Here is an 18,837-nt window from a genome sequence, read left to right on the forward strand (position 1 = left end):
GGGCTTTATAGCGCAGGAACGGGGCCGCGCGCCATCATCTTCATGGATGCGCGATTGTGCAATCCATCCCGCGTGCGGACAGGCGCAAACAGGCGCGTTCGGCTTCGGTTGCGGTCAGTCCGGCGAAACTGGCCTCGAACCGGCCGCTTGTCTGGCGAATGCGGCTGATCCCGTTGCCCAATGCGGCGGCTTCGGCCATCTTCACTGTAATGATACCACGCTCTGCCGCGTTGCGAGAGTTGAATTCCCCAAGTGATACACCCCAAAGCCGTCCGCCATCCGACGTGGACACGCGACTTATGATTTCGGGGTCGCTGGTCACGGCGGCGCTGGCTTCGCTGACGGCTGCGGTTGCAAGGGCTTGCGCATCGTCGCCCGGTTGGGCCGCACTTGTCAGGATGATTGTCGGGCGCGGTTGCGGTTGCGCTGTTTCTGCGGCAGTCTGCGTTGCAGAAGGGGGGGGCAGGCTGTCCTGCGCCAGAATTTGCGGGGCCCCGCCTGTGCCAGTGCTGATCGTGTCATCCAGAATGGCTGCAGCATATTCGCTTGTCATATCGGTCAGCAGCACCGTTTCAGCCGCCCCGATCCAGATTTTTTCCGGCGCGGTGTCTGTCCCGACCTCCTCTGACGATGCAAGTGCCTGCATCACTGGCTCTGCGTTTTGTAGTGTCTCGGGGCGCGCGGGCGGTGCATCCACGAATGCCATTTCTGTTTCGGCTTGCGCCTCGGGTGCTGTGGCTTCTTGTTCCAGCGCGGCCAGATCATCAATATGTGCGATGGAAAACCCCGCTGCCTGTGCTGCCGCAAGGTCCGGCTCTTCTGTGGGGGTAGTCATGTCCGTGGCCAGATCGGTTTCTTCGGTCAGATCGGGGGTCGCGCCAAACTCCTCAGGGCGAGCAGGCGGGGTGACCGTCGGTGTGTCGGGCGCCAAGGCAGCAAGGGCCATTGTGGTGCTGTTTTCGTCAACTTCGGGGGCGTTCTGGACCGCATCTGCCGGGCTGGCGGCCGCGATCTGGGAAACCGCAGCTTCCACGCCATCACGCAGGGCAATCAGCATTTCCGGTGCAGGTTCGCGGACAGGGCGTACGGGCGGGCGCGGGCTGCTGCGCACGGCGGTTTGCAACCGGATCGTGCGTGCGGATGCAGGCCTGTCACCACTGCTGTCAGGCGCTTGGGCCACGGCAACCGCGCCGCGCCCGCGATAGGCCGGTGTGGCGGGTGCGCGGGTTGCCACGCGCGCACCGGCGCGGTTGAACCCGATATCCAGCAATTCTGCGACATGTGCATTGCGCGCCGCCGTTGACGACCCGCCAAACATGGTTGCAATGATATGCTTGCCGCCACGTTCCGCAGATGCGGTCAGGTTGAACCCTGCGGCGCGGGTGTATCCTGTCTTGATTCCATTCGCGCCCGAATAGGCATCCAGAAAGCGCCGGTTGGTGTTGGGCACAGTGGCCACCCCCGCATTGTCACTGCGGCGCGAGAAGATGTTGAAGTATTGCGGATAGTCGAAATACAGCTGGCGGCCCAGAATGGTCATGTCGCGCGCGGTGGACACATGGCCCGCTTGTGTCAGGCCGTGGGGGTTCTTGAATGTGGTGTTGGACATGCCCATGGCACGCGCGGTCGCGGTCATGCGGTCGGCGAATGCCTCGACCGAACCGGAAATCCCTTCGGCAATGACCACCGAGGCGTCATTGGCAGAACGAAGTGCTGCCGCGCGGATCAGGTGGCGCAGGGAAATTTTCTGCCCTTCGCGCAGGCCCAGACAAACACAGGTCTGTTGTGTGGCACGGCGGCTGGTTGTGAACATGGTGTCCAGCGTTACTTCGCCATGTTTCACGGCCTCGAACGCGACATACAGCGTCATCATTTTGGTCAGGGATGCGGGGTGCAGTTTGGTGTCGTGATTGCGGGCGAATATGACTTCGCCATTTCGCGCGTCCATCACCATAGCGGCATAAGGGGCCGCAAGTGCAGGGGCTGCGACCAGATAGCCTGTCAGGAAAATTAACCATACCCAAACGTGACGGATCTGCCGCCCGAATCGTGCCTGCATCCGATTGCCTTTGTTTTCGCCGCGGTTTTTTTGCGGTCTAACTGCTCTGGAAATATATTAGCACGATGCGGACCGTCAGAAAAGTATGAAAATTCAATAGGTTTTTCCCTAAACTTCATGTGTTTTCAGGGCAGGTCTAGTGGGTATGCCGTCCTATGGCACCAGATTTCGGTGTGATGGCCTTAGCAGCCGTCGATCCAGCCAAGCAGGTCAGGCAAGGCACCAAGGCTGGGCAAGCTGCGGTAGCGCGGATGTGTCAGGGGCGGTTCGGCATATTCGATTTCCCAAACCAGACCATGTGGGACATAAACCCCCCATCCCCCCGCCAGAATGGGCGGAATGACATCCGACCGCATGGAATTTCCTACCATCAACGCAGCCTCGGCGCCGTCGCCGTGGCGCGCGAAAATACCGGCATAGGCCTGCGGCGTTTTGTGGGACACAATTTCGACCGCATCGAACATCTCTCCCAGTCCGGATTGGGCAAGTTTGCGTTCCTGATCCAGCAGGTCGCCCTTGGTAATAAGGACCAGCTTATGCGAAGGCGCAAGCACGGCAATCGTGGCCTCGACGTCGGGCAGCAATTCAATCGGGTGACGCAGCATGTCCTGCCCGGCGGCTAACAGTTGCGCAATAACAGATGCGGGCACGCGTTCTTCTGTAACCTCGATTGCGGTTTCGATCATCGACAGGACAAACCCCTTGATCCCGAACCCGTATTGCCCAAGGTTGCGGCGCTCTGCCTCCAGCAGGCGGGCCATCAGGGTGTCCTTGTCGGTGTAATCTGCCAGAAGGTTTGCAAAATGCTGCTGTGTCAGCCGGAAGAAGCGTTCATTGTGCCACAATGTGTCATCTGCATCGAAACCAAGGGTGGTGATACGGGTCATCTTGTCCTGTCTCGTGGCTTCGGGGCTTTTCTGTGGGCGCAGTTGCGTTATATTGCGCAGTAATCGCGTCATCCAGCACTGAAAAGGCCTAATCCCCGTATGCGCCATGTTCCGATCATGACAAACAGCGACGACCCGAACGGACCGGACAATGACGGGGCCGTCGTCACCAAGACACGGACCCGCACCCAGCGCCCGCCCATGTACAAGGTCATGCTGCTAAATGACGATTTTACGCCGATGGAATTTGTCGTCCATGTTCTGGAACGCTTTTTCGGCATGTCGCACGCGATGGCCTTCGACATCATGCTGACCGTTCACAAGAAAGGGGTGGCCGTTGTCGGCGTCTTCTCCTATGAGGTGGCGGAAACCAAAGTCGCGCAAGTGATGGATTTTGCGCGCCGTCATCAACACCCGCTGCAATGCACGCTGGAAAAGGAATAGGCGCCGCGCGCCCATGACATATACCCCCCCTGTCCTTGCCGCTGATCCGGCCCCGCGCGATGCGCGCCTGACCCTTGCCATGGCCGAGGGGCTGGTTCTGCCTGACGGGCCGGTTTGTGTGCTTCGCCCGCGTGCGTCCGAACGGTTTGATCCGCTGGAAATGTCCCGCTTGCACATGGTGCAGGGGTTCCGCCCCGACCATGACGCGCTTCTGGCCGCCGGTTATGATGTTGCCATCGCCGCGCGCCCTGCGCCTGCGGTTCTGGTGTGCCTGCCGCGCTCGAAGGCGGAAGCCTTCGGGTTGATTGCGCAGGCCGCTGGTGCGCCTGACACTGAACTGGTGCTGGTGGACGGGCAGAAAACCGATGGTATTGATTCGGTCCTGAAGGCCCTGCGCAGCCGTGTTGATGTGTCGGGTGTCGTGTCAAAAGCGCATGGAAAACTGTTCTGGTTCGACCCGCGCGGTGCGGACCTGTCCGATCTGGCGTTATGTCCGGCCACGATATCCGATCCTTATCTGGGGCAATTCCACACAATCGCCGGTGTGTTTTCCGCGGATGCGGTTGATCCTGCATCGCAAATGCTGGCGCAGGCGTTGCCGGATACGTTGCCCGCGACGATGGCGGACCTTGGCGCGGGGTGGGGCTATCTATCGGCAGCCGTGCTGGCGCGCAGCGGTGTGGAAACCCTGCACCTGATCGAGGCGGACTCCACCGCACTGGACCTTGCGCGACGCAATATCACAGATACCCGCGCGCAGTTTCATTGGGCTGACGCGACACAGATTGACCTGCCCGCCCGCATGGACGGGGTGGTCATGAACCCGCCTTTTCATACTGGCCGCAAGGCACAGCCGGAACTGGGATTGGCGTTTATTTCGGCAGCCGCGCGCCTTCTGGCCCCGCGCGGGCGGTTGTGGATGGTTGCGAATCGGCATTTACCCTATGAAGGGGCATTGGCGGCCGCGTTCACACAAGTCGAGATTGTGGTGGAAAACGGCGCGTTCCGTGTCTGGCAGGCAACCGCCCCGAAGCGCGTCGGCGCAGCCAGGGGTGTCCCGCCCGCCGCCGGCGCTAAGAAAGGCACCTAGGATGAGCTATTCTATCGCAGGCAAGACAGCAATCATCACCGGCGCAGCAAATGGTGTGGGTCTGGCAATCGCGCATCATTTCGTTGCGCAGGGCGCGCGCGTTGTTCTGGCCGACCGTGACGAGGTCAAGCTGAAAGCCGAAGTTGCAAAGATGTCGGGGTCGGACGAGCATGCGATATTCTTCGCCGGCGATTTACGAGAGCGCCTGACGCTGGCCAATCTGTTATCCGCCACGGTTGATGCTTTTGACAAGGTCGATATTCTGGTCAATGCAACACGACAATGCGCCCCCTCTGACCCGCTGGATGACCAGAGCGATGCGGTCGAGCAATCCTTGCAGCAGAACCTTCTGGCAAGTCTGAAACTTAGCCAGCTGGCGGCAAAGCGCATGTTGGCCCAAGCTGATGGGGATGGCGGTGCAGGCGGAAACGGCCGCAATGCGATCGGGTCCATCATAAACCTGTCGTCGATTGCGGCCCGCCGGTCACAGCCGGAACTTATGGCCTATTCTATTGCCAGCGCGGCCTTGGACCAAATGACACGGGCAATGGCCGTCGCGCTTGCGGGGCAACGTATTCGCGTGAATGGTGTCGCCCTTGGCAGCGTCATGAGTGCGAACCTGAAAGAGAAGATAAGCTGCAACGAAGATTACCGCGACCGGATTGTGCAGCAAACCCCCATGCGCCGGATCGGTGCCGCATCCGAGGCCGCAGAAGCTGTGCAATTCCTTGCGTCGGATGCGGCGGCCTTCATGACAGGCCAGATCATTACGATTGATGGCGGGCGCACATTGATGGACCCTGTGTCGGTTCCCGCGCATTGATCAACGCCCGGCGACCTTATTTCAAGGCTTGGAACGCCATCAGGGCAACCTGCAGGCGGCCACGCGGTCAGCGGTTTGGACCACCAGTTCCGCACGCGTCCGGCGCAGTTGCTGCAAGCGCGCTTGTTCCGCCTGCCGGTCAATCGCTTCGCGCGACTCTGATCGTGGGCGCTGAATGGATTCGGTACAAAACAGCACAGGTTCACGCGGCCATGCACATAGCCTAAGGCGCGTTACCCCCTCTTGGGCGGGCAGGACGCGGAACCCTTGTTCAAGCGCGGTTTCCACATCGGCAATTTGTTCATCGATTGCGCGCAAATCGGCCTGTGCCGCGCGCACGCACCGGTCCTGCGGTGTGCCACAGGCGGCGATCAGGGCTGGAATGGCTGCAAACAGGATAAGATTGCGCATGGTTCGGTTTTTCCGGTCGACGGGCGCACCCGGTTCCGCGCCCCGCTTCACCCTGTCACCGTGGCGATCGTTTGGCAAGGATGCGCTGCAATGTCCGGCGGTGCATACTTAACCTGCGTGCGGTTTCGGACACGTTGCGGTCGCATTGTTCATAAACACGCTGGATATGTTCCCAACGGACGCGGTCCGCCGACATGGGATTGTCGGGTATTTCAGGCAATTCGTCATCGGGCTGGGACAGCAGGGCGCGCAGCACGTCATTTGCATCAGCGGGTTTCGACAGGTAATCGGTCGCGCCGATCTTGACGGCGGCCACAGCCGTTGCAATCGCGCCATAGCCTGTAAGCACCACGACGCGCACATCGTCGCGCGCAGCACGCAGCGCTTCGACCACATCCAGCCCGTTCCCGTCCTCAAGTCGCAGATCGACCACGGCATAGGCGGGCGGGCGGGCCTTGGCGATCACTTTGCCAGCGACAACAGACGTCGCGGTTTCCACCTGAAACCCGCGTTTTTCCATGGCGCGTGACAGGCGTTTCAGGAACACTTCGTCATCATCGACCAATAACAACGATGGGTCCGGTCCAAGGTCAATCTTAACGCTGTCTTCCATTCTCACACCCGCTTGCCTGTCCTCGACATTTAGGGCGCGCAACCGAAAAGGTCAAACTCAACCGCACCTGTCAGGCGTTATCAATAAAGCAGGCCAGTGTGTCTGCAACCTGTTCTGGGGATTGGTCGCGGCGGATGATATCGACAAAACCGTGTTCGGGCAGCATCAGGTAGCTGAAGGTCGAGTGATCGATCAGGAAGAACTCATCATCGCTTTCCTGTGCAGCATAATACACGCGATAGGCACGCGCGGCATTGCGAATCTGTTCTTCGGTGCCGGTCAGGCCGATCATGCTCGGGTGCATGAAGCGCACAAACTCGGCCAGCAATTCCTGCGTGTCGCGCTGGTGGTCCACCGATACAAAAACCGGCGTCACGTCATAGCCGCGTTCAGTAAGCAGATCGACCGCCTGCGCATTGCGCGCTGTATCCAGCGGGCAGACATCGGGACAAAATGTATAGCCGAAATACAGCAGGACCGGACGATCCGCGAAATCGGCATCCGTGACGGTGCGCCCTGTGTGGTCAACCAGTTCGAACGGCCCGCCAATAGACCCTGCACCCCCGGCAATCGACGTTTCACGGCATTGGTTCAGACCGGCCTGATTTGACCCTGTCAGAACCATATAGCCAAGCCCCCCCATCAAGGCGGCAATCAGTCCGGCGGCAATAAGTGAATACAGGCGAATCATCGCACCCTCTCCAGCTTGGGGATATTGGTGACTTGATGCCGCAATGCGCGCGGCCTAACAATCCCTTATCCCGCAACTGTGACATCAAGCCCCGCCGCCCGGAAGGAACCCCCAATGAAAGCGTCCACTTTTGGCGAGATCAGTCAGGAAAACCGCGGCGAATGGGTGCGGTTGCGCACCTTGACCTATGTGCGCGCCCTTGCACTTGTCGGGCAGGTGGGCGCGTTCCTGCTGGCAGTTGCCGTGTTCGATTTCCGGTTCGACATGGGGTTGGTGGCATTGGTGATTGCGGCGTCGGCCGTATCCATCCTGCTGGCGCTGTTCCTGTTCCCGCCCACCAAGCGGTTGTCGGATGTAGAGGCATCGCTGACATTCCTGTTCGATATCGCGCAACTGGGCTGCTTGCTGTATCTGGCAGGCGGCATCACCAACCCGTTCGCACTGCTGATCATGGCCCCGGTCGCCGTTTCCGCCATGGCACTGCCGCCGCGTTCGACGATGATGCTTGCGCTGGTGGCGATAGGGCTGATTACGCTGGTCAGTATGGCCTATCAGCCGCTTCGGTTCACGGATGGCACCATTCTTGTTGTGCCCCCGATCCTGAGCTTCGGCTTCTGGGCGGCAATCGTCATCGGCGTGGTGTTTCAGGCGTTCTATGCCCACCGTGTCGCGGCAGAATCGGAATCGATGGCAGATGCGCTGCTGGCGGCACAGATGGCCTTGTCGCGCGAACAGAAGCTGACCGATCTGGGCGGCGTGGTTGCGGCAACCGCGCATGAGCTGGGCACGCCACTGGCCACCATCAAGCTGGTCAGTTCCGAGCTGGCGGACGAGCTGAGCGACCGCCCCGACCTGCTGGATGATGTGCGCCTTCTGGCAAGCGAGGTGGACCGTTGCCGCGATATCTTGCGCGCCATGGGCCGCAGCGGCAAGGATGACACCCATATGCATCGCGCGCCGCTGGAAACGGTCCTGCGTGAAGCCGCCGAGCCGCATTGCAACCGTGGCAAGCAGGTGCATTTCCTGCTTACGGCCGAAGGCGGTGCGCCGGACGCCCAGCCGCAGATCCTGCGCCGCCCTGAAATCATTCACGGGTTGCGCAACCTGATCCAGAATGCGGTTGATTTCGCGCAGAGCGAAGTGTGGATCGATGCGCGCTGGACCCCCCAAACCCTGACATTGCACATCATTGATGACGGGGCGGGGTTTCCTGCGCAGGTGCTGGCCAGTATCGGAGAGCCGTTCATCGGGCGCCGGCGTGACCCTGCCCGCAGCAAGCGGCGTCCCGAATATGACGGTATGGGCTTGGGCACCTTCATTGCCAAGACATTGTTGGAACGCACAGGCGCAAGGCTGGATTTCATGAATTGCGACGGATCGGTCAAGACCTTGCCGCAGGCGCCCGAACTGCATGGTGCACTGATCGAAATTCGCTGGCCGCTTTCGGCGGTCGCCGCAGATATGTCCGAAGGGCTTGGCCCCAACCTTGAAATTCGGGCCTAGTATTGCGGGACGGCCCAAGGCCCAGCCCCGGCGCTGAAAGGCTTGACTCCATGCCTGTCTGTGCATAAACGGGCAGGTGATTCCGGAAGTTTGAACGCTTCCGGTCTTTGCCTGTGGGCAAAGATCGCCATCCACCAGCGCGTTGCGCCCGTGGGTGCAATTGTGCTTTGTGGCCCTTCGCGGGCATTTGGTTGCAGCCCCGCCGGGGCAAGGAGATGACGCGCATGTTCGAGAATCTGTCCGAACGCCTGTCCGGTGTCTTTGACCGCCTGACAAAACAGGGCGCGTTGTCCGAAGATGATGTGCGCGCCGCCCTGCGGGAAGTGCGTGTGGCCCTGCTGGAAGCCGACGTTTCCCTGTCTGTGACCCGCGATTTTATCAAGCGTGTGCAGAAAAAGGCCACCGGCGCGTCAGTCACCAAATCGGTGACACCGGGCCAGCAGGTGGTCAAGATCGTCCATGACGAACTGATCGCCATGCTGGAAGGCGACGAAGGCACGGTGGCCCTGAAAATCGACAATCCGCCTGCGCCGGTGCTGATGGTGGGCTTGCAGGGGTCGGGTAAAACCACGACCACCGCAAAACTGGCCCGCCGCCTGACCGAACGCGAGGGCAAGCGCGTGCTGATGGCCAGCCTTGACACGAACCGCCCCGCCGCGATGGAACAGCTGGCCATCCTTGGCACCCAGATCGGGGTTGATACGCTGCCCATCGTCAAGGGGCAAAGCGCGGTCGAAATCGCCAAACGCGCAAAACAACAGGCCACGCTGGGCGGCTATGACGTGTTCTTGCTGGATACCGCAGGGCGTCTGCATATCGATGATGTGCTGATGGACGAAGTGCAGGCTGTGCGCGATGTCGCCAACCCGCGCGAAACCCTGCTGGTTGTTGATGGCCTGACAGGTCAGGACGCGGTCAACGTGGCAGCCGAATTTGACGGCAAACTGGGCGTGACCGGCGTTGTGCTGACACGCATGGACGGCGACGGGCGCGGCGGTGCGGCATTGTCGATGCGCGCCGTTACCGGCAAGCCCATCCGCTTTGTGGGGTTGGGCGAAAAGACCGATGCGCTGGAAGTGTTCGACCCCAAGCGCGTGGCAGGCCGGATCCTGGGCATGGGCGATATCGTGGCCCTTGTGGAAAAAGCGCAGGAAGTGCTGGAGGTCGAACAGGCCGAACGCATGATGAAGCGGTTCCAGAAGGGTATGTTCAACATGAACGACCTGAAAATGCAGCTGGAACAGATGCTGAAAATGGGCGGCATGCAGGGCGTCATGGGCATGATGCCGGGCATGGGCAAAATGTCCAAGGCCGCCGAAGCGGCAGGTTTTGACGATTCCATGCTGAAACGCCAGATTGCGCTGGTCAATTCCATGACCAAGAAGGAACGCGCAAACCCCGCAATCCTGCAAGCCAGCCGCAAGAAACGTATTGCCGCCGGCGCAGGGCTTGAAGTGTCGGACCTGAACAAACTGCTGAAACAGCACCGCCAGATGGCCGACATGATGAAAACCATGGGCAAGAAGGGCATGCTGAAACAAGCCATGGCGGGAATGATGGGCAAGGGCAAAGGCGCGGACGCGATGCCAGACCCCAGCCAGATGGACCCCAAACTGATGCAACAGGCCGCACGCCAACTGGGTGGCATGCCCGGAATGGGCGGCGCTGGGGGTGGTTTGCCCGGCGGGCTGTCAGGGATGTTCCGGAAGAAATGACCCCCGCACTGGCCCATACCCCTGTTCTGGAAACCGCGCGACTGGTGTTGCGCGCGCCGCAGGCCGCAGACTGGCCGGTCTGGCGCGAATTCATGGCGTCAGACCGTGCGCAATTCGTGAATGCGCTGGCGCGCGATGACAGCGCGGCATGGCGTGCGTTTGGCCATTTCATTGGGCATTGGGTGCTGCACGGGTTTGGCCAGTTCGTTATCACCGACCGGCAATCTGGCGCGACTCTCGGGTCTGCGGGGCCGTGGTTTCCGCTGGGCTGGCCAGAACGGGAACTGGGCTGGTTGCTGTGGACCCCGCAGGCCGAGGGCAAGGGCTATGCCTTTGAAGCGCTCAGCGCCATTCGTGACCATGTGCAGGATCATATGGGGTGGGATACCGCTGTCAGCTACATCGCGCCCGACAATCTGCGCAGCCTTGCGCTGGCGCAACGGCTGGGATGCGTGCATGACGAAGCGGCCGTGGCCCCCGATGGACTTGCAACAGTTCAGGTCTGGCGGCATCCGGTCACGCGCAGGGATAATGACGGCAACGCAAGGGCCTATGCATGAGTGACCACGTTCAACGCGCCGCTGACCTTCTGGCCAACCACCGCGACAGCATCGACCGGCTGGATGCGATCCTTGTCTATACGCTGGGCGAGCGGTTCAAACACACGCAAGCTGTTGGCCGATTGAAGGCGCAGCATGATCTTCCCCCGTCCGACCCTGCGCGCGAAGAGCGCCAGATTGAACGGCTGGAATGGTTGGCCAAAGAGGCCGATCTCGACCCGGAATTCGCCAAGAAATTCCTGAATTTCATCATCTCGGAAGTGATCCGTCACCACGAGGGAATGCAACGCTGACACTGAATTTGCGGGATATTCCCGCGACTGCCTACTCATAAGGAGAAACTGACATGGCAACGAAAATCCGCCTGGCCCGTGGTGGGTCCAAAAAGCGCCCCCATTACGCGATTGTCGCATCCGATTCGCGCATGCCGCGCGATGGCCGCTTTCTGGAAAAGCTGGGCACCTATAACCCGCTGCTGCCCAAAGACAGCGAAGACCGCATCAAGATGGATCTGGACCGCGTGAAGCATTGGCTGGATCAGGGCGCACAACCCACCGACCGCGTTGCGCGCTTTCTGGAAGCCGCAGGCCTGCGAGAGAAGGCCACCCGCGCCAATATGAAGAAAGCCCAGCCCGGCAAGAAAGCGCTGGAGCGTGCTGCTGAAAAAGCTTCCAAGACCGAAGAAGCTGCGGCAGAGTAATCTGGCGAAAGCTGGGGGGCTTGCCGCCCCCCTATTGCCCGCTGTTTGCGGGCAATCCCCCCCGGCGATTATTTTGGGCAAGATGAAAGCAACATGAGCAAAGCGCGAATTTGTGTCGGGGCGATCATGGGCGCCTATGGGGTGCGCGGCGAGGTGCGGCTGAAAAGTTTTTGTGCCGATCCCCGCGCGATTGGGGATTACAGCCCGCTTTGGTCAGAAGATGGCGCGCGACAGTTCACATTGACGCTTGGCGCGCAGGTGGCCCAAGGGTTTTCCGCGCGGTTGGGCGGGGTGAACAGCCGCGACGCGGCTGATGCCCTGCGCGGTGTGCGGTTGTTTGTGGACCGTGACCGTCTGGCGAATCTGCCCGATGACGAATTCTATCACGCCGACCTGATTGGCCTGCAGGTGTTTGACACTGGCGGTGCCGAACTGGGCCGCGTTAAGGCCGTGTTGAACCATGGCGCATCGGATCTGTTGGAAATTGTGGCACCGGGGCGCAAGGGCGCGATCCTGTTGCCGTTTACACAAGCGGCCGTGCCGACGGTTGATCTGGCAAGCCGCCGGATCATTGCCGACCCGCCCGAAGGTTTGATTGAATGACCGACCGGCCAAGGCGCGCAGCGGGCCGCATTGCGGTGACGCCCTCGCTTAGTCCGCGCGATCTGGATGCACCGCGTCCGCTGGCGCAGGCTTGGCAGGCGCGCGTCATAACCCTGTTTCCCGAAGCATTTCCCGGTGTGCTGGGGCTGTCACTGACGGGCAAGGCGCTGAAGGCGGGGCTTTGGGGGTTGGATACCATTGATCTGCGCCTGTTTGGCGATGGCAAGCACCGCAATGTGGATGATACGCCTGCGGGCGGCGGGGCAGGCATGGTCCTGCGTGCCGATGTGCTGGGGCGGGCGATCGCTCAGGCGCAGCGCGGGCGCAATGACGCCCCGCTGGTGTATCTGTCGCCGCGTGGCGCACCCTTCACGCAGGCCACAGCGCGGCGTTGGGCAGATGGCCCTGGCGTGACGCTGATTTGTGGGCGGTTTGAAGGGATCGACCAGCGTGTGATCGACTATTTCGGGATCGAGGAAGTCAGCCTTGGGGATTTCGTCCTGACCGGCGGTGAGTTGGCCGCGCAGGCCATGATTGACGCCACAGTGCGGCTGTTGCCTGATGTTCTGGGCAATGCCGCATCGGTCGAGGATGAGAGTTTTGCGCGCGGTTTGCTGGAACACCCGCAATACACCCGACCCGCCGAATGGCAGGGGCTTGGCATTCCGCCTGTGCTGCAATCCGGCAATCATGCCGAAATTGCCCGCTGGCGGCAGAGTCAGTCAGAACAGCTGACGCAGGCGCGCAGACCGGATTTATGGGCCGCATGGCTGGCGCGTCAGCACAAGGCGGACAAGGGGTAAACCGCGCCATCGTCAGTCCCCTGCGCACCATTGGCGCGGGCTTTATCCAAGTGCGCATATCCGGACCCACCACCGCCTTGTCTGGCAGGTCCGGAATATTCGCTGGTCGCGCGTGGCGGGGGTTAATGCACCAGTGCCGCGCGGGGCGCGTCGTCATCGCGTGACAGCTGGTCATTGACGATCAGCCCGTCAGGCCCAGCGGTCACCGCAACAGTGCTGCCGTCCAGAACTGTTCCGCCCAGCAGCATTTCGGCAAGCGGGTCTTGCAAGTAGCGCTGGATCACCCGTTTCAGGGGGCGCGCGCCGTAAACAGGGTCATAGCCCTTGTCGGCAAGCCATGTGCGCGCTGCATCATCAAGGTCCAGCGTGATCTTGCGCGCCAGAAGCCGTTTCAGCAACCGCGCCATCTGGATGTCAACAATCGCATCCATATCCGCCCGCGCCAGCCGGTCGAAGATGATGGTTTCATCCAGCCGGTTCAGGAACTCGGGCCGGAAATGGGCGCGCACGGCGTCCATCACCTGCGCGCGCGCCTGCGTGCCATCGCTGCCCTCGGGCAGTTGCGACAGGGCTTGCGACCCAAGGTTCGATGTCAGGATAATCAGCGTTTGCTTGAAATCCACCGTCCGGCCATGTCCGTCGGTCAGCACGCCGTCATCCAGAACCTGCAACAGCACGTTGAACACTTCGGGATGGGCCTTCTCGACCTCGTCGAACAGCACAACCTGATAGGGTCTGCGGCGCACCGCTTCGGTCAGAACGCCGCCTTCCTCATAGCCGACATAGCCGGGGGGGGCGCCGATCAGGCGTGCGACACTGTGCTTTTCCATGAATTCGGACATGTCGATGCGCACCATCGCGCTGTCATCATCAAACAGGTATTCGGCCACCGCCTTGGTCAGTTCGGTTTTGCCCACGCCGGTTGGCCCAAGGAACAGGAAGCTGCCAAGGGGGCGGTTTTCGTCGTTCAACCCTGCGCGCGCGCGGCGCACGGCATTGGCCACAGCACGCACGGCGGTGTGCTGGCCGATGACGCGCTTGTGCAATTCGTCTTCCATACGCAGCAGTTTGTCGCGTTCGCCTTCCAGCATTTTCGATGTGGGTATGCCGGTCCAGCGTTCCACAACCTCGGCAATCTGTTCGGGGCGCACGGCGTCGGCGACCATCTTTTCAGCCTCTCGTGCCTCGGCCTCGGCCAGTTTGCGTTCCAGTTCGGGAATGTCGCCATATTGCAGCCGGCCTGCCGCAGCGAAATCGCCGCTGCGTTTGGCGGTTTCCAGATCAATGCGCGCGCGGTCCAGATCTTCCTTGATCTTGCGGGCTTCTTCCAGCTTGTGCCGTTCGGCCTGCCATGTGGCTGTCAGTTCGGTGCTGCGTTCCTGAAGGTCGGAGAGTTCGCGTTCCAGCGTTTCCAGCCGGTCGCGGGATGCGGCGTCATCTTCCTTGCGCAGGGCTTCGGACTCGATCTGTTTTTGCAAGATGTCGCGGTCCAGCGCGTCCAGTTCTTCGGGCTTGCTGTCCACTTGAATACGCAAACGGCTGGCGGCTTCGTCCATCAGGTCGATGGCCTTGTCGGGCAGAAAACGGTCGGTGATGTAGCGATGCGACAGCGTGGCCGCCGTCACAAGCGCGCTGTCCGCGATGCGCACGCCGTGGTGCAGTTCGTATTTTTCCTTGATGCCGCGCAGGATGGAAATTGTATCCTCGACCGTGGGTTCCTGAACCAGAACCGGCTGGAAACGCCGCGCAAGGGCTGCGTCCTTTTCGACATGTTTTCGGTATTCGTCCAGTGTGGTCGCACCCACGCAGTGCAATTCCCCGCGCGCAAGGGCCGGTTTGATCAGGTTGGCGGCGTCCATTGCCCCTTCGGATTTGCCGGCGCCCACAAGGGTGTGCATTTCGTCGATGAACAGGATGATTTCACCATTGGCAGCGGTGATTTCGGACAGGATGGATTTCAGGCGTTCTTCAAACTCGCCACGGTATTTTGCACCGGCAATCAGCGCGCCCATATCCAGCGCCATCAGCTTCTTGTCGCGCAGGGATTCGGGCACATCGCCATTGATGATGCGCAGCGCCAGCCCTTCGGCAATGGCGGTTTTACCGACACCGGGTTCGCCAATCAGAACGGGGTTGTTCTTGGTGCGGCGGCTTAGAACCTGCATGGAGCGGCGAATTTCCTCGTCCCGGCCGATGATGGGGTCAATCTTGCCGTCCCGCGCGGCCTGTGTCAGGTCGCGGGCGTATTTTTTCAGCGCGTCAAAGCCGTCCTCGGCAGAAGCGCTGTCAGCCGTGCGCCCCTTGCGCAGGTCGTTGATGGCGGTGTTCAGTTTCTGTGCCGTGACGGCACCGGCATCCAGTGCGTCCTTGGCATCGGATTTCACCAGCGCCAGCGCCGTCAGCAGCCGTTCAACGGTCACATAGCTGTCGCCGGCCTTGTTGGCGACCTGTTCGGCCTGATCCAGCACCTTGGCGGTTTGCGGGTCAATGTAAATCTGGCCATCGCCGCCGGACACTTTCGGCAGTTTCGCAAGCGCGATATCATTGGCCTGCATCACGCGGTCGGGGGCACCGCCTGCGCGTTGAATAAGGTTGGCGGCCATGCCCTGATCATCATCCAGCAGGGCCTTCAGCAAATGGGATGGGGTGACGCGCTGGTGGTCTTCGCGCAGGGCAATGGTTTGGGCCGCTTGCAGGAAACCCCGCGCGCGTTCGGTGAATTTTTCCAGGTTCATCTGTGCTCTCCTTCATAAGCGCCCTGAAATGGGGAAACCGCCTGTCCTGCAGCGCGGCACCCTGTCGGGCCTTGATGCTTATTTGGGAAGGCAGTGCGCCTGTTGCAAGATGGGCACAGTCGAACTGGCGCGAAATTTGTTCAAAGGCGCGGGGCGGCCAGTGCGGCCCAGTCAAGTCCGGTTCCGCGTTGCAAAATGAACCGCGACCAGTCTGGTGCCGCATCGTCCTGCGCGGCAAGACGGAATCCTAACCTGTCAACCAGCCGCAGCGATGCCGTGTTGTCGCGGTGAATGCGGGCCTCGATGTGTTGAAGGGCAGGGAATTTCACAAAGCAACGATACGCAAACACGCCGACCATTGGCGCGGACAGTCCCTTGCCCCAATAGTCGCGTCCCAGCCAGTAGCTGATTTCGCCCGATGCGGGCGGTGTTGCGCCCCTTGACCATTGCAAACGAACCTGACCGACAAGCCGGTTTTGCCAATAGACCGCGCGCACTTTGTGATGCGCGGCCTGCTGGGACAAGGCAATCAGATCCTGCGCCAGTTCAAGCGACAGGGGGGCGGGGTACTGCTCGGGCATGAAGCGCCACAGATCAGGGTCATCCAGCATAGACTGATACAGGGCCGCGTCATCATGGTGCCAGCCGTCAAACAGGAAATTGCGCGTCAGCAAATCAGGCGGGGCGTGCAGCGTTGGCGTGGAAAGCTTCTTGCCGCGCAACAGATCAGGCACGGCGCTTGCAGATGGTTCCGTATGTGGCGCCGATGAGTCTGGCGTGTTGGTATCTAGTGGCATGTGGGCTTACCTTTTCGCTGTGGTCCTATGATAGGCACATGACGGTGTGAAATCAGCCAAGAGCGCGGCAAACTTTCCGTGATCTTTACAGAAAATTAAGGAACTGTTCGCGCCAGTGATACATTCTGAACCGAACGGCCTGTTTGTTCACAACACCAGTCTTGCAAGCTGTCCAGATCGGGCGTCAGTTCTTCTGCAAGCCCGTCGGCATAGGTAAGAAAACTGGTCATGCAGGGCTGATGGACAGACAGCAGAACCGGAATACCCAGCGCCAGCGCGTTTCCGATAACGGCGCGAAACCCGTGCCCTTCGGCCTCGGCCTTGCCAAATTTGTTCACGACCAGCAACGCAGGGCCTGCCGCAAGGCTGGCTGCCACCAGACCGACCGCAGTTTCAAGCCCGTGTGTATCCAGCCTGCACCCGGACGCGTGCTGGCCCAGATCCTGACTGATACGCACCTGACCGTCATGTCCCATAACACGCAGCATCATGTCGCAAGACTGGTCTTGCGCGCGGGCAGTGTTGATCTGGATGGCACCAGCCACGGGCCAGCGAGACTCCTCAAGCCGGGCGACCAGTTCCCCCAGCAGCCGGTTCGTGCCGCCGCGCCCTTGTGCAGGAATATAGCCGAGCATCTGTCTGCCCTTCTGTGCGTGTCGTGTTATATCCTGTCTATACCGGCGGGCGGGGCAGGGCCAGTCTGCATTGTGGGGGGCGGTTATGGAAAAGGGGCGCAATACCATGATTACGGGCGTTGTTCTGGCGGGCGGTCAGGCCACGCGCATGGGGGGCGGGGACAAGGGGGTGCGGTGTGTTGCAGGCAAGACCCTGCTGGCACATGTGCTGGACCGCCTGAGGCCGCAAGTTGATGCGGTGGCCCTGAATGCCAATGGCGACCCGTCGCGGTTTGACAGGTTTGCCCTGCCGGTTGTGCCCGATACGGTGCCGGGTTTCCCCGGCCCGCTTGCGGGTATTCTGGCGGGGATGGACTGGGGCGCGGGGCAGGGTGCAAGCCATATCGTCACGGTCGCGGCCGACACGCCGTTTTTTCCGCGTGATCTAGTGTGCAGGCTTGATGCTGCGGCAGGCGCATCGGGTCTGGCCGTGGCCGCGACGCGCCGGAACGGTCGGGTGCAGCGGCACCCGACATTTGGGTTGTGGCCCGTCGCGTTGCGCGATGACCTGCGCGCGGCCCTTCCGGATGGTTGCCGCAAAGTGTCTGTCTGGGTGGACCGTCATCACGGGCACGTTGCGGAGTTTGACACACACCCCTTTGACCCGTTTTTCAACATCAACACACCGCTTGACCTGAGTGTCGCAGAAGATCTGGCAGGCAGGCAATGACCGGTTCCCCGCCAGTGCGGTTCGACCGGATTGTGGTTGTCGACTGGTCGGCAAATTCCACCCCGAAACGAGGCGCGGATTCCATCTGGCTTGGTCGTGGGGGGACGGGGGCTGCGCCGCCGGAAAACCTGCCGACACGCGTATCGGCGATGCAGGCGCTTCGTGCTGGCATTGACGCGGCGCTGGGCGCCGAGCAGCGGATCTTGATTGCGTTTGATATCGGTTTCGGGTTTCCCCACGGCTTCGCGCAGCAGCTGACCGGGCAGGCCAGCGCACTGGCCGTTTGGGACTGGCTGGCGCGGCGTATCACGGATGATGCACGCAACCGCAACAACCGGTTCGAGGTGGCAGCGTTGATGAACCGCGCCTTCGCGGGGGTGGGGCCGTTCTGGGGGCGGCCAGCGGGGCGGGAGTATCCGGATTTGCCGGAAAAAGGGTCCGTGCGGCACGGGCACGGGCTGGCGGAACTGCGCCAGACCGAACGGCTGTGTTCAGGGGCGCACCCGATGTGGAAACTCTATACGACAGGGTCGGTCGGGTCGCAAAGCCTGCTGGGCATGGCCCATCTGGCAGGTCTGCGGGCGGAATACGGGCAGTCACTGGCGGTCTGGCCCATGCAGCCCGCCGACACCGCACAGGTCGTTCTGGCCGAAACCTACTTGTCGCTTATTGATCCTGCGGTGCGCATGTCACAGGGTTATGCCTGCAAGGATGCGGCGCAGGTGGATTTGCTGGCGCGGGCATTAACCGGATCTGATATGTCATGCCTGATGGCCCCGCAGGCACCACCTGAAGTGCTGCGCGAAGAGGGGTGGATTCTGGGTGCGGGACATGGGGCGACACTGCTTCGGGCGCTGGGCATCGGGTAGCGCGCGCGGGGCTGCATATGGCCCCACCCACCCGCCCCGCCGCGCGCCTGCGGCGCCCGGCTAGGCCACATGCAGCCCCGCGCCCTTTAGGGGGCATGCCTGGTCTGTTGCCGTATCCGGACAAATATGATGGAAATGCGCCGATTGTCGCGGTTATGTCCCGCGCCCACCCCATTCTTGCCCGAATTGG

The 18,837-nt window shown here is 61.3% G+C and carries 20 protein-coding genes; 12 read left to right on the forward strand and 8 right to left on the reverse strand.

Annotated features, from left to right (window positions below; genetic code table 11):
- Nucleotides 1-40 precede the first annotated feature (40 nt).
- Nucleotides 41-2,059, reverse strand: a complete 2,019-nt coding sequence (locus ACTIE1_RS07940) for a serine hydrolase (protein ID WP_439561981.1) — start codon at nucleotides 2,057-2,059, stop codon at nucleotides 41-43.
- Between the two features lie 182 nt (nucleotides 2,060-2,241).
- Nucleotides 2,242-2,946, reverse strand: a complete 705-nt coding sequence (locus tag ACTIE1_RS07945) for an HAD family hydrolase (RefSeq protein ID WP_439561982.1) — start codon at nucleotides 2,944-2,946, stop codon at nucleotides 2,242-2,244.
- A gap of 117 nt (nucleotides 2,947-3,063) precedes the next feature.
- Here ACTIE1_RS07945 and clpS point away from each other — a divergent pair, with 117 nt between their 5' ends.
- Genes clpS through ACTIE1_RS07960 form a run of 3 tightly spaced genes read left to right on the forward strand, consistent with a single transcriptional unit; the run spans nucleotide 3,064 to nucleotide 5,303 of the window.
- Nucleotides 3,064-3,390: an ATP-dependent Clp protease adapter ClpS gene (clpS, locus tag ACTIE1_RS07950; RefSeq protein ID WP_439561983.1), complete on the forward strand. Its 327-nt coding sequence runs from the start codon at nucleotides 3,064-3,066 to the stop codon at nucleotides 3,388-3,390.
- A gap of 13 nt (nucleotides 3,391-3,403) precedes the next feature.
- Nucleotides 3,404-4,480, forward strand: a complete 1,077-nt coding sequence (locus ACTIE1_RS07955) for a class I SAM-dependent methyltransferase (RefSeq protein ID WP_439563331.1) — start codon at nucleotides 3,404-3,406, stop codon at nucleotides 4,478-4,480.
- A gap of 1 nt (nucleotide 4,481) precedes the next feature.
- Nucleotides 4,482-5,303, forward strand: a complete 822-nt coding sequence (locus ACTIE1_RS07960; protein ID WP_439561985.1) for an SDR family NAD(P)-dependent oxidoreductase — start codon at nucleotides 4,482-4,484, stop codon at nucleotides 5,301-5,303.
- A gap of 39 nt (nucleotides 5,304-5,342) precedes the next feature.
- On the opposite strand, the gene ACTIE1_RS07965 is transcribed toward ACTIE1_RS07960, so the two are convergent.
- The 3 genes from ACTIE1_RS07965 to ACTIE1_RS07975 form a co-directional block, all read right to left on the reverse strand.
- A complete protein-coding gene (locus ACTIE1_RS07965; RefSeq protein ID WP_439561986.1) occupies nucleotides 5,343-5,714 on the reverse strand; it encodes a hypothetical protein in 372 nt (123 codons plus the stop codon).
- 55 nt (nucleotides 5,715-5,769) lie between these two features.
- Entirely contained in the window at nucleotides 5,770-6,327 is a 558-nt protein-coding gene (locus ACTIE1_RS07970; protein ID WP_439561987.1) for an ActR/PrrA/RegA family redox response regulator transcription factor, read from the reverse strand.
- 70 nt (nucleotides 6,328-6,397) lie between these two features.
- On the reverse strand, nucleotides 6,398-7,018 hold the full coding sequence (locus ACTIE1_RS07975; RefSeq protein WP_439561988.1) for an SCO family protein: 621 nt from the start codon (nucleotides 7,016-7,018) through the stop codon (nucleotides 6,398-6,400).
- Between the two features lie 114 nt (nucleotides 7,019-7,132).
- Between ACTIE1_RS07975 and regB the strand changes: the two genes are divergently transcribed.
- The 7 genes from regB to trmD all read left to right on the forward strand — a co-directional run bounded on the left by regB (nucleotide 7,133) and on the right by trmD (nucleotide 12,902).
- The gene (regB, locus tag ACTIE1_RS07980) at nucleotides 7,133-8,521 is read left to right on the forward strand and encodes a sensor histidine kinase RegB (protein WP_439561989.1); all 1,389 of its coding nucleotides are present in this window, start codon (nucleotides 7,133-7,135) and stop codon (nucleotides 8,519-8,521) included.
- A 224-nt stretch (nucleotides 8,522-8,745) separates the two neighbouring features.
- Nucleotides 8,746-10,236, forward strand: coding sequence for a signal recognition particle protein (ffh, locus tag ACTIE1_RS07985; protein ID WP_439561990.1), 1,491 nt, complete (start codon nucleotides 8,746-8,748; stop codon nucleotides 10,234-10,236).
- Nucleotides 10,233-10,796: a GNAT family N-acetyltransferase gene (locus tag ACTIE1_RS07990; RefSeq protein ID WP_439561991.1), complete on the forward strand. Its 564-nt coding sequence runs from the start codon at nucleotides 10,233-10,235 to the stop codon at nucleotides 10,794-10,796. Before ffh ends, ACTIE1_RS07990 begins: the two co-directional genes overlap by 4 nt.
- Nucleotides 10,793-11,089, forward strand: coding sequence for a chorismate mutase (locus ACTIE1_RS07995; RefSeq protein WP_439561992.1), 297 nt, complete (start codon nucleotides 10,793-10,795; stop codon nucleotides 11,087-11,089). The genes ACTIE1_RS07990 and ACTIE1_RS07995 overlap by 4 nt, the downstream gene beginning before the upstream one ends.
- Before the next feature lie 53 nt (nucleotides 11,090-11,142).
- The gene (gene rpsP, locus ACTIE1_RS08000; RefSeq protein ID WP_439561993.1) at nucleotides 11,143-11,496 is read left to right on the forward strand and encodes a 30S ribosomal protein S16; all 354 of its coding nucleotides are present in this window, start codon (nucleotides 11,143-11,145) and stop codon (nucleotides 11,494-11,496) included.
- 93 nt (nucleotides 11,497-11,589) lie between these two features.
- Entirely contained in the window at nucleotides 11,590-12,099 is a 510-nt protein-coding gene (gene rimM / locus ACTIE1_RS08005) for a ribosome maturation factor RimM (protein WP_439561994.1), read from the forward strand.
- Nucleotides 12,096-12,902, forward strand: coding sequence for a tRNA (guanosine(37)-N1)-methyltransferase TrmD (gene trmD, locus ACTIE1_RS08010; protein WP_439561995.1), 807 nt, complete (start codon nucleotides 12,096-12,098; stop codon nucleotides 12,900-12,902). The genes rimM and trmD overlap by 4 nt, the downstream gene beginning before the upstream one ends.
- Before the next feature lie 122 nt (nucleotides 12,903-13,024).
- Here trmD and clpB read toward each other — a convergent pair whose 3' ends face one another.
- From clpB to ACTIE1_RS08025, 3 genes are all read right to left on the reverse strand, one after another.
- Complete coding sequence (gene clpB / locus ACTIE1_RS08015) at nucleotides 13,025-15,637, reverse strand: ATP-dependent chaperone ClpB (RefSeq protein WP_439561996.1); 2,613 nt, start codon at nucleotides 15,635-15,637, stop codon at nucleotides 13,025-13,027.
- 140 nt (nucleotides 15,638-15,777) lie between these two features.
- Nucleotides 15,778-16,434: a GNAT family N-acetyltransferase gene (locus ACTIE1_RS08020; RefSeq protein ID WP_439561997.1), complete on the reverse strand. Its 657-nt coding sequence runs from the start codon at nucleotides 16,432-16,434 to the stop codon at nucleotides 15,778-15,780.
- 95 nt (nucleotides 16,435-16,529) lie between these two features.
- Nucleotides 16,530-17,069 (reverse strand): DUF2478 domain-containing protein, encoded by a 540-nt coding sequence (locus ACTIE1_RS08025; protein ID WP_439561998.1) that lies wholly within the window; start codon nucleotides 17,067-17,069, stop codon nucleotides 16,530-16,532.
- A gap of 106 nt (nucleotides 17,070-17,175) precedes the next feature.
- On the opposite strand from ACTIE1_RS08025, the gene mobA reads away from it, so the two are divergent.
- Together mobA and ACTIE1_RS08035 are read left to right on the forward strand one after the other, a co-directional pair.
- Nucleotides 17,176-17,778, forward strand: a complete 603-nt coding sequence (mobA, locus tag ACTIE1_RS08030) for a molybdenum cofactor guanylyltransferase MobA (RefSeq protein WP_439561999.1) — start codon at nucleotides 17,176-17,178, stop codon at nucleotides 17,776-17,778.
- Nucleotides 17,775-18,647, forward strand: a complete 873-nt coding sequence (locus ACTIE1_RS08035) for a molybdopterin guanine dinucleotide synthesis (protein WP_439562000.1) — start codon at nucleotides 17,775-17,777, stop codon at nucleotides 18,645-18,647. The genes mobA and ACTIE1_RS08035 overlap by 4 nt, the downstream gene beginning before the upstream one ends.
- Nucleotides 18,648-18,837: the final 190 nt, after the last annotated feature.

Origin of the sequence: Roseinatronobacter sp., assembly GCF_051859525.1 — a bacterium.
In the GTDB taxonomy this organism is placed as follows: domain Bacteria; phylum Pseudomonadota; class Alphaproteobacteria; order Rhodobacterales; family Rhodobacteraceae; genus Roseinatronobacter.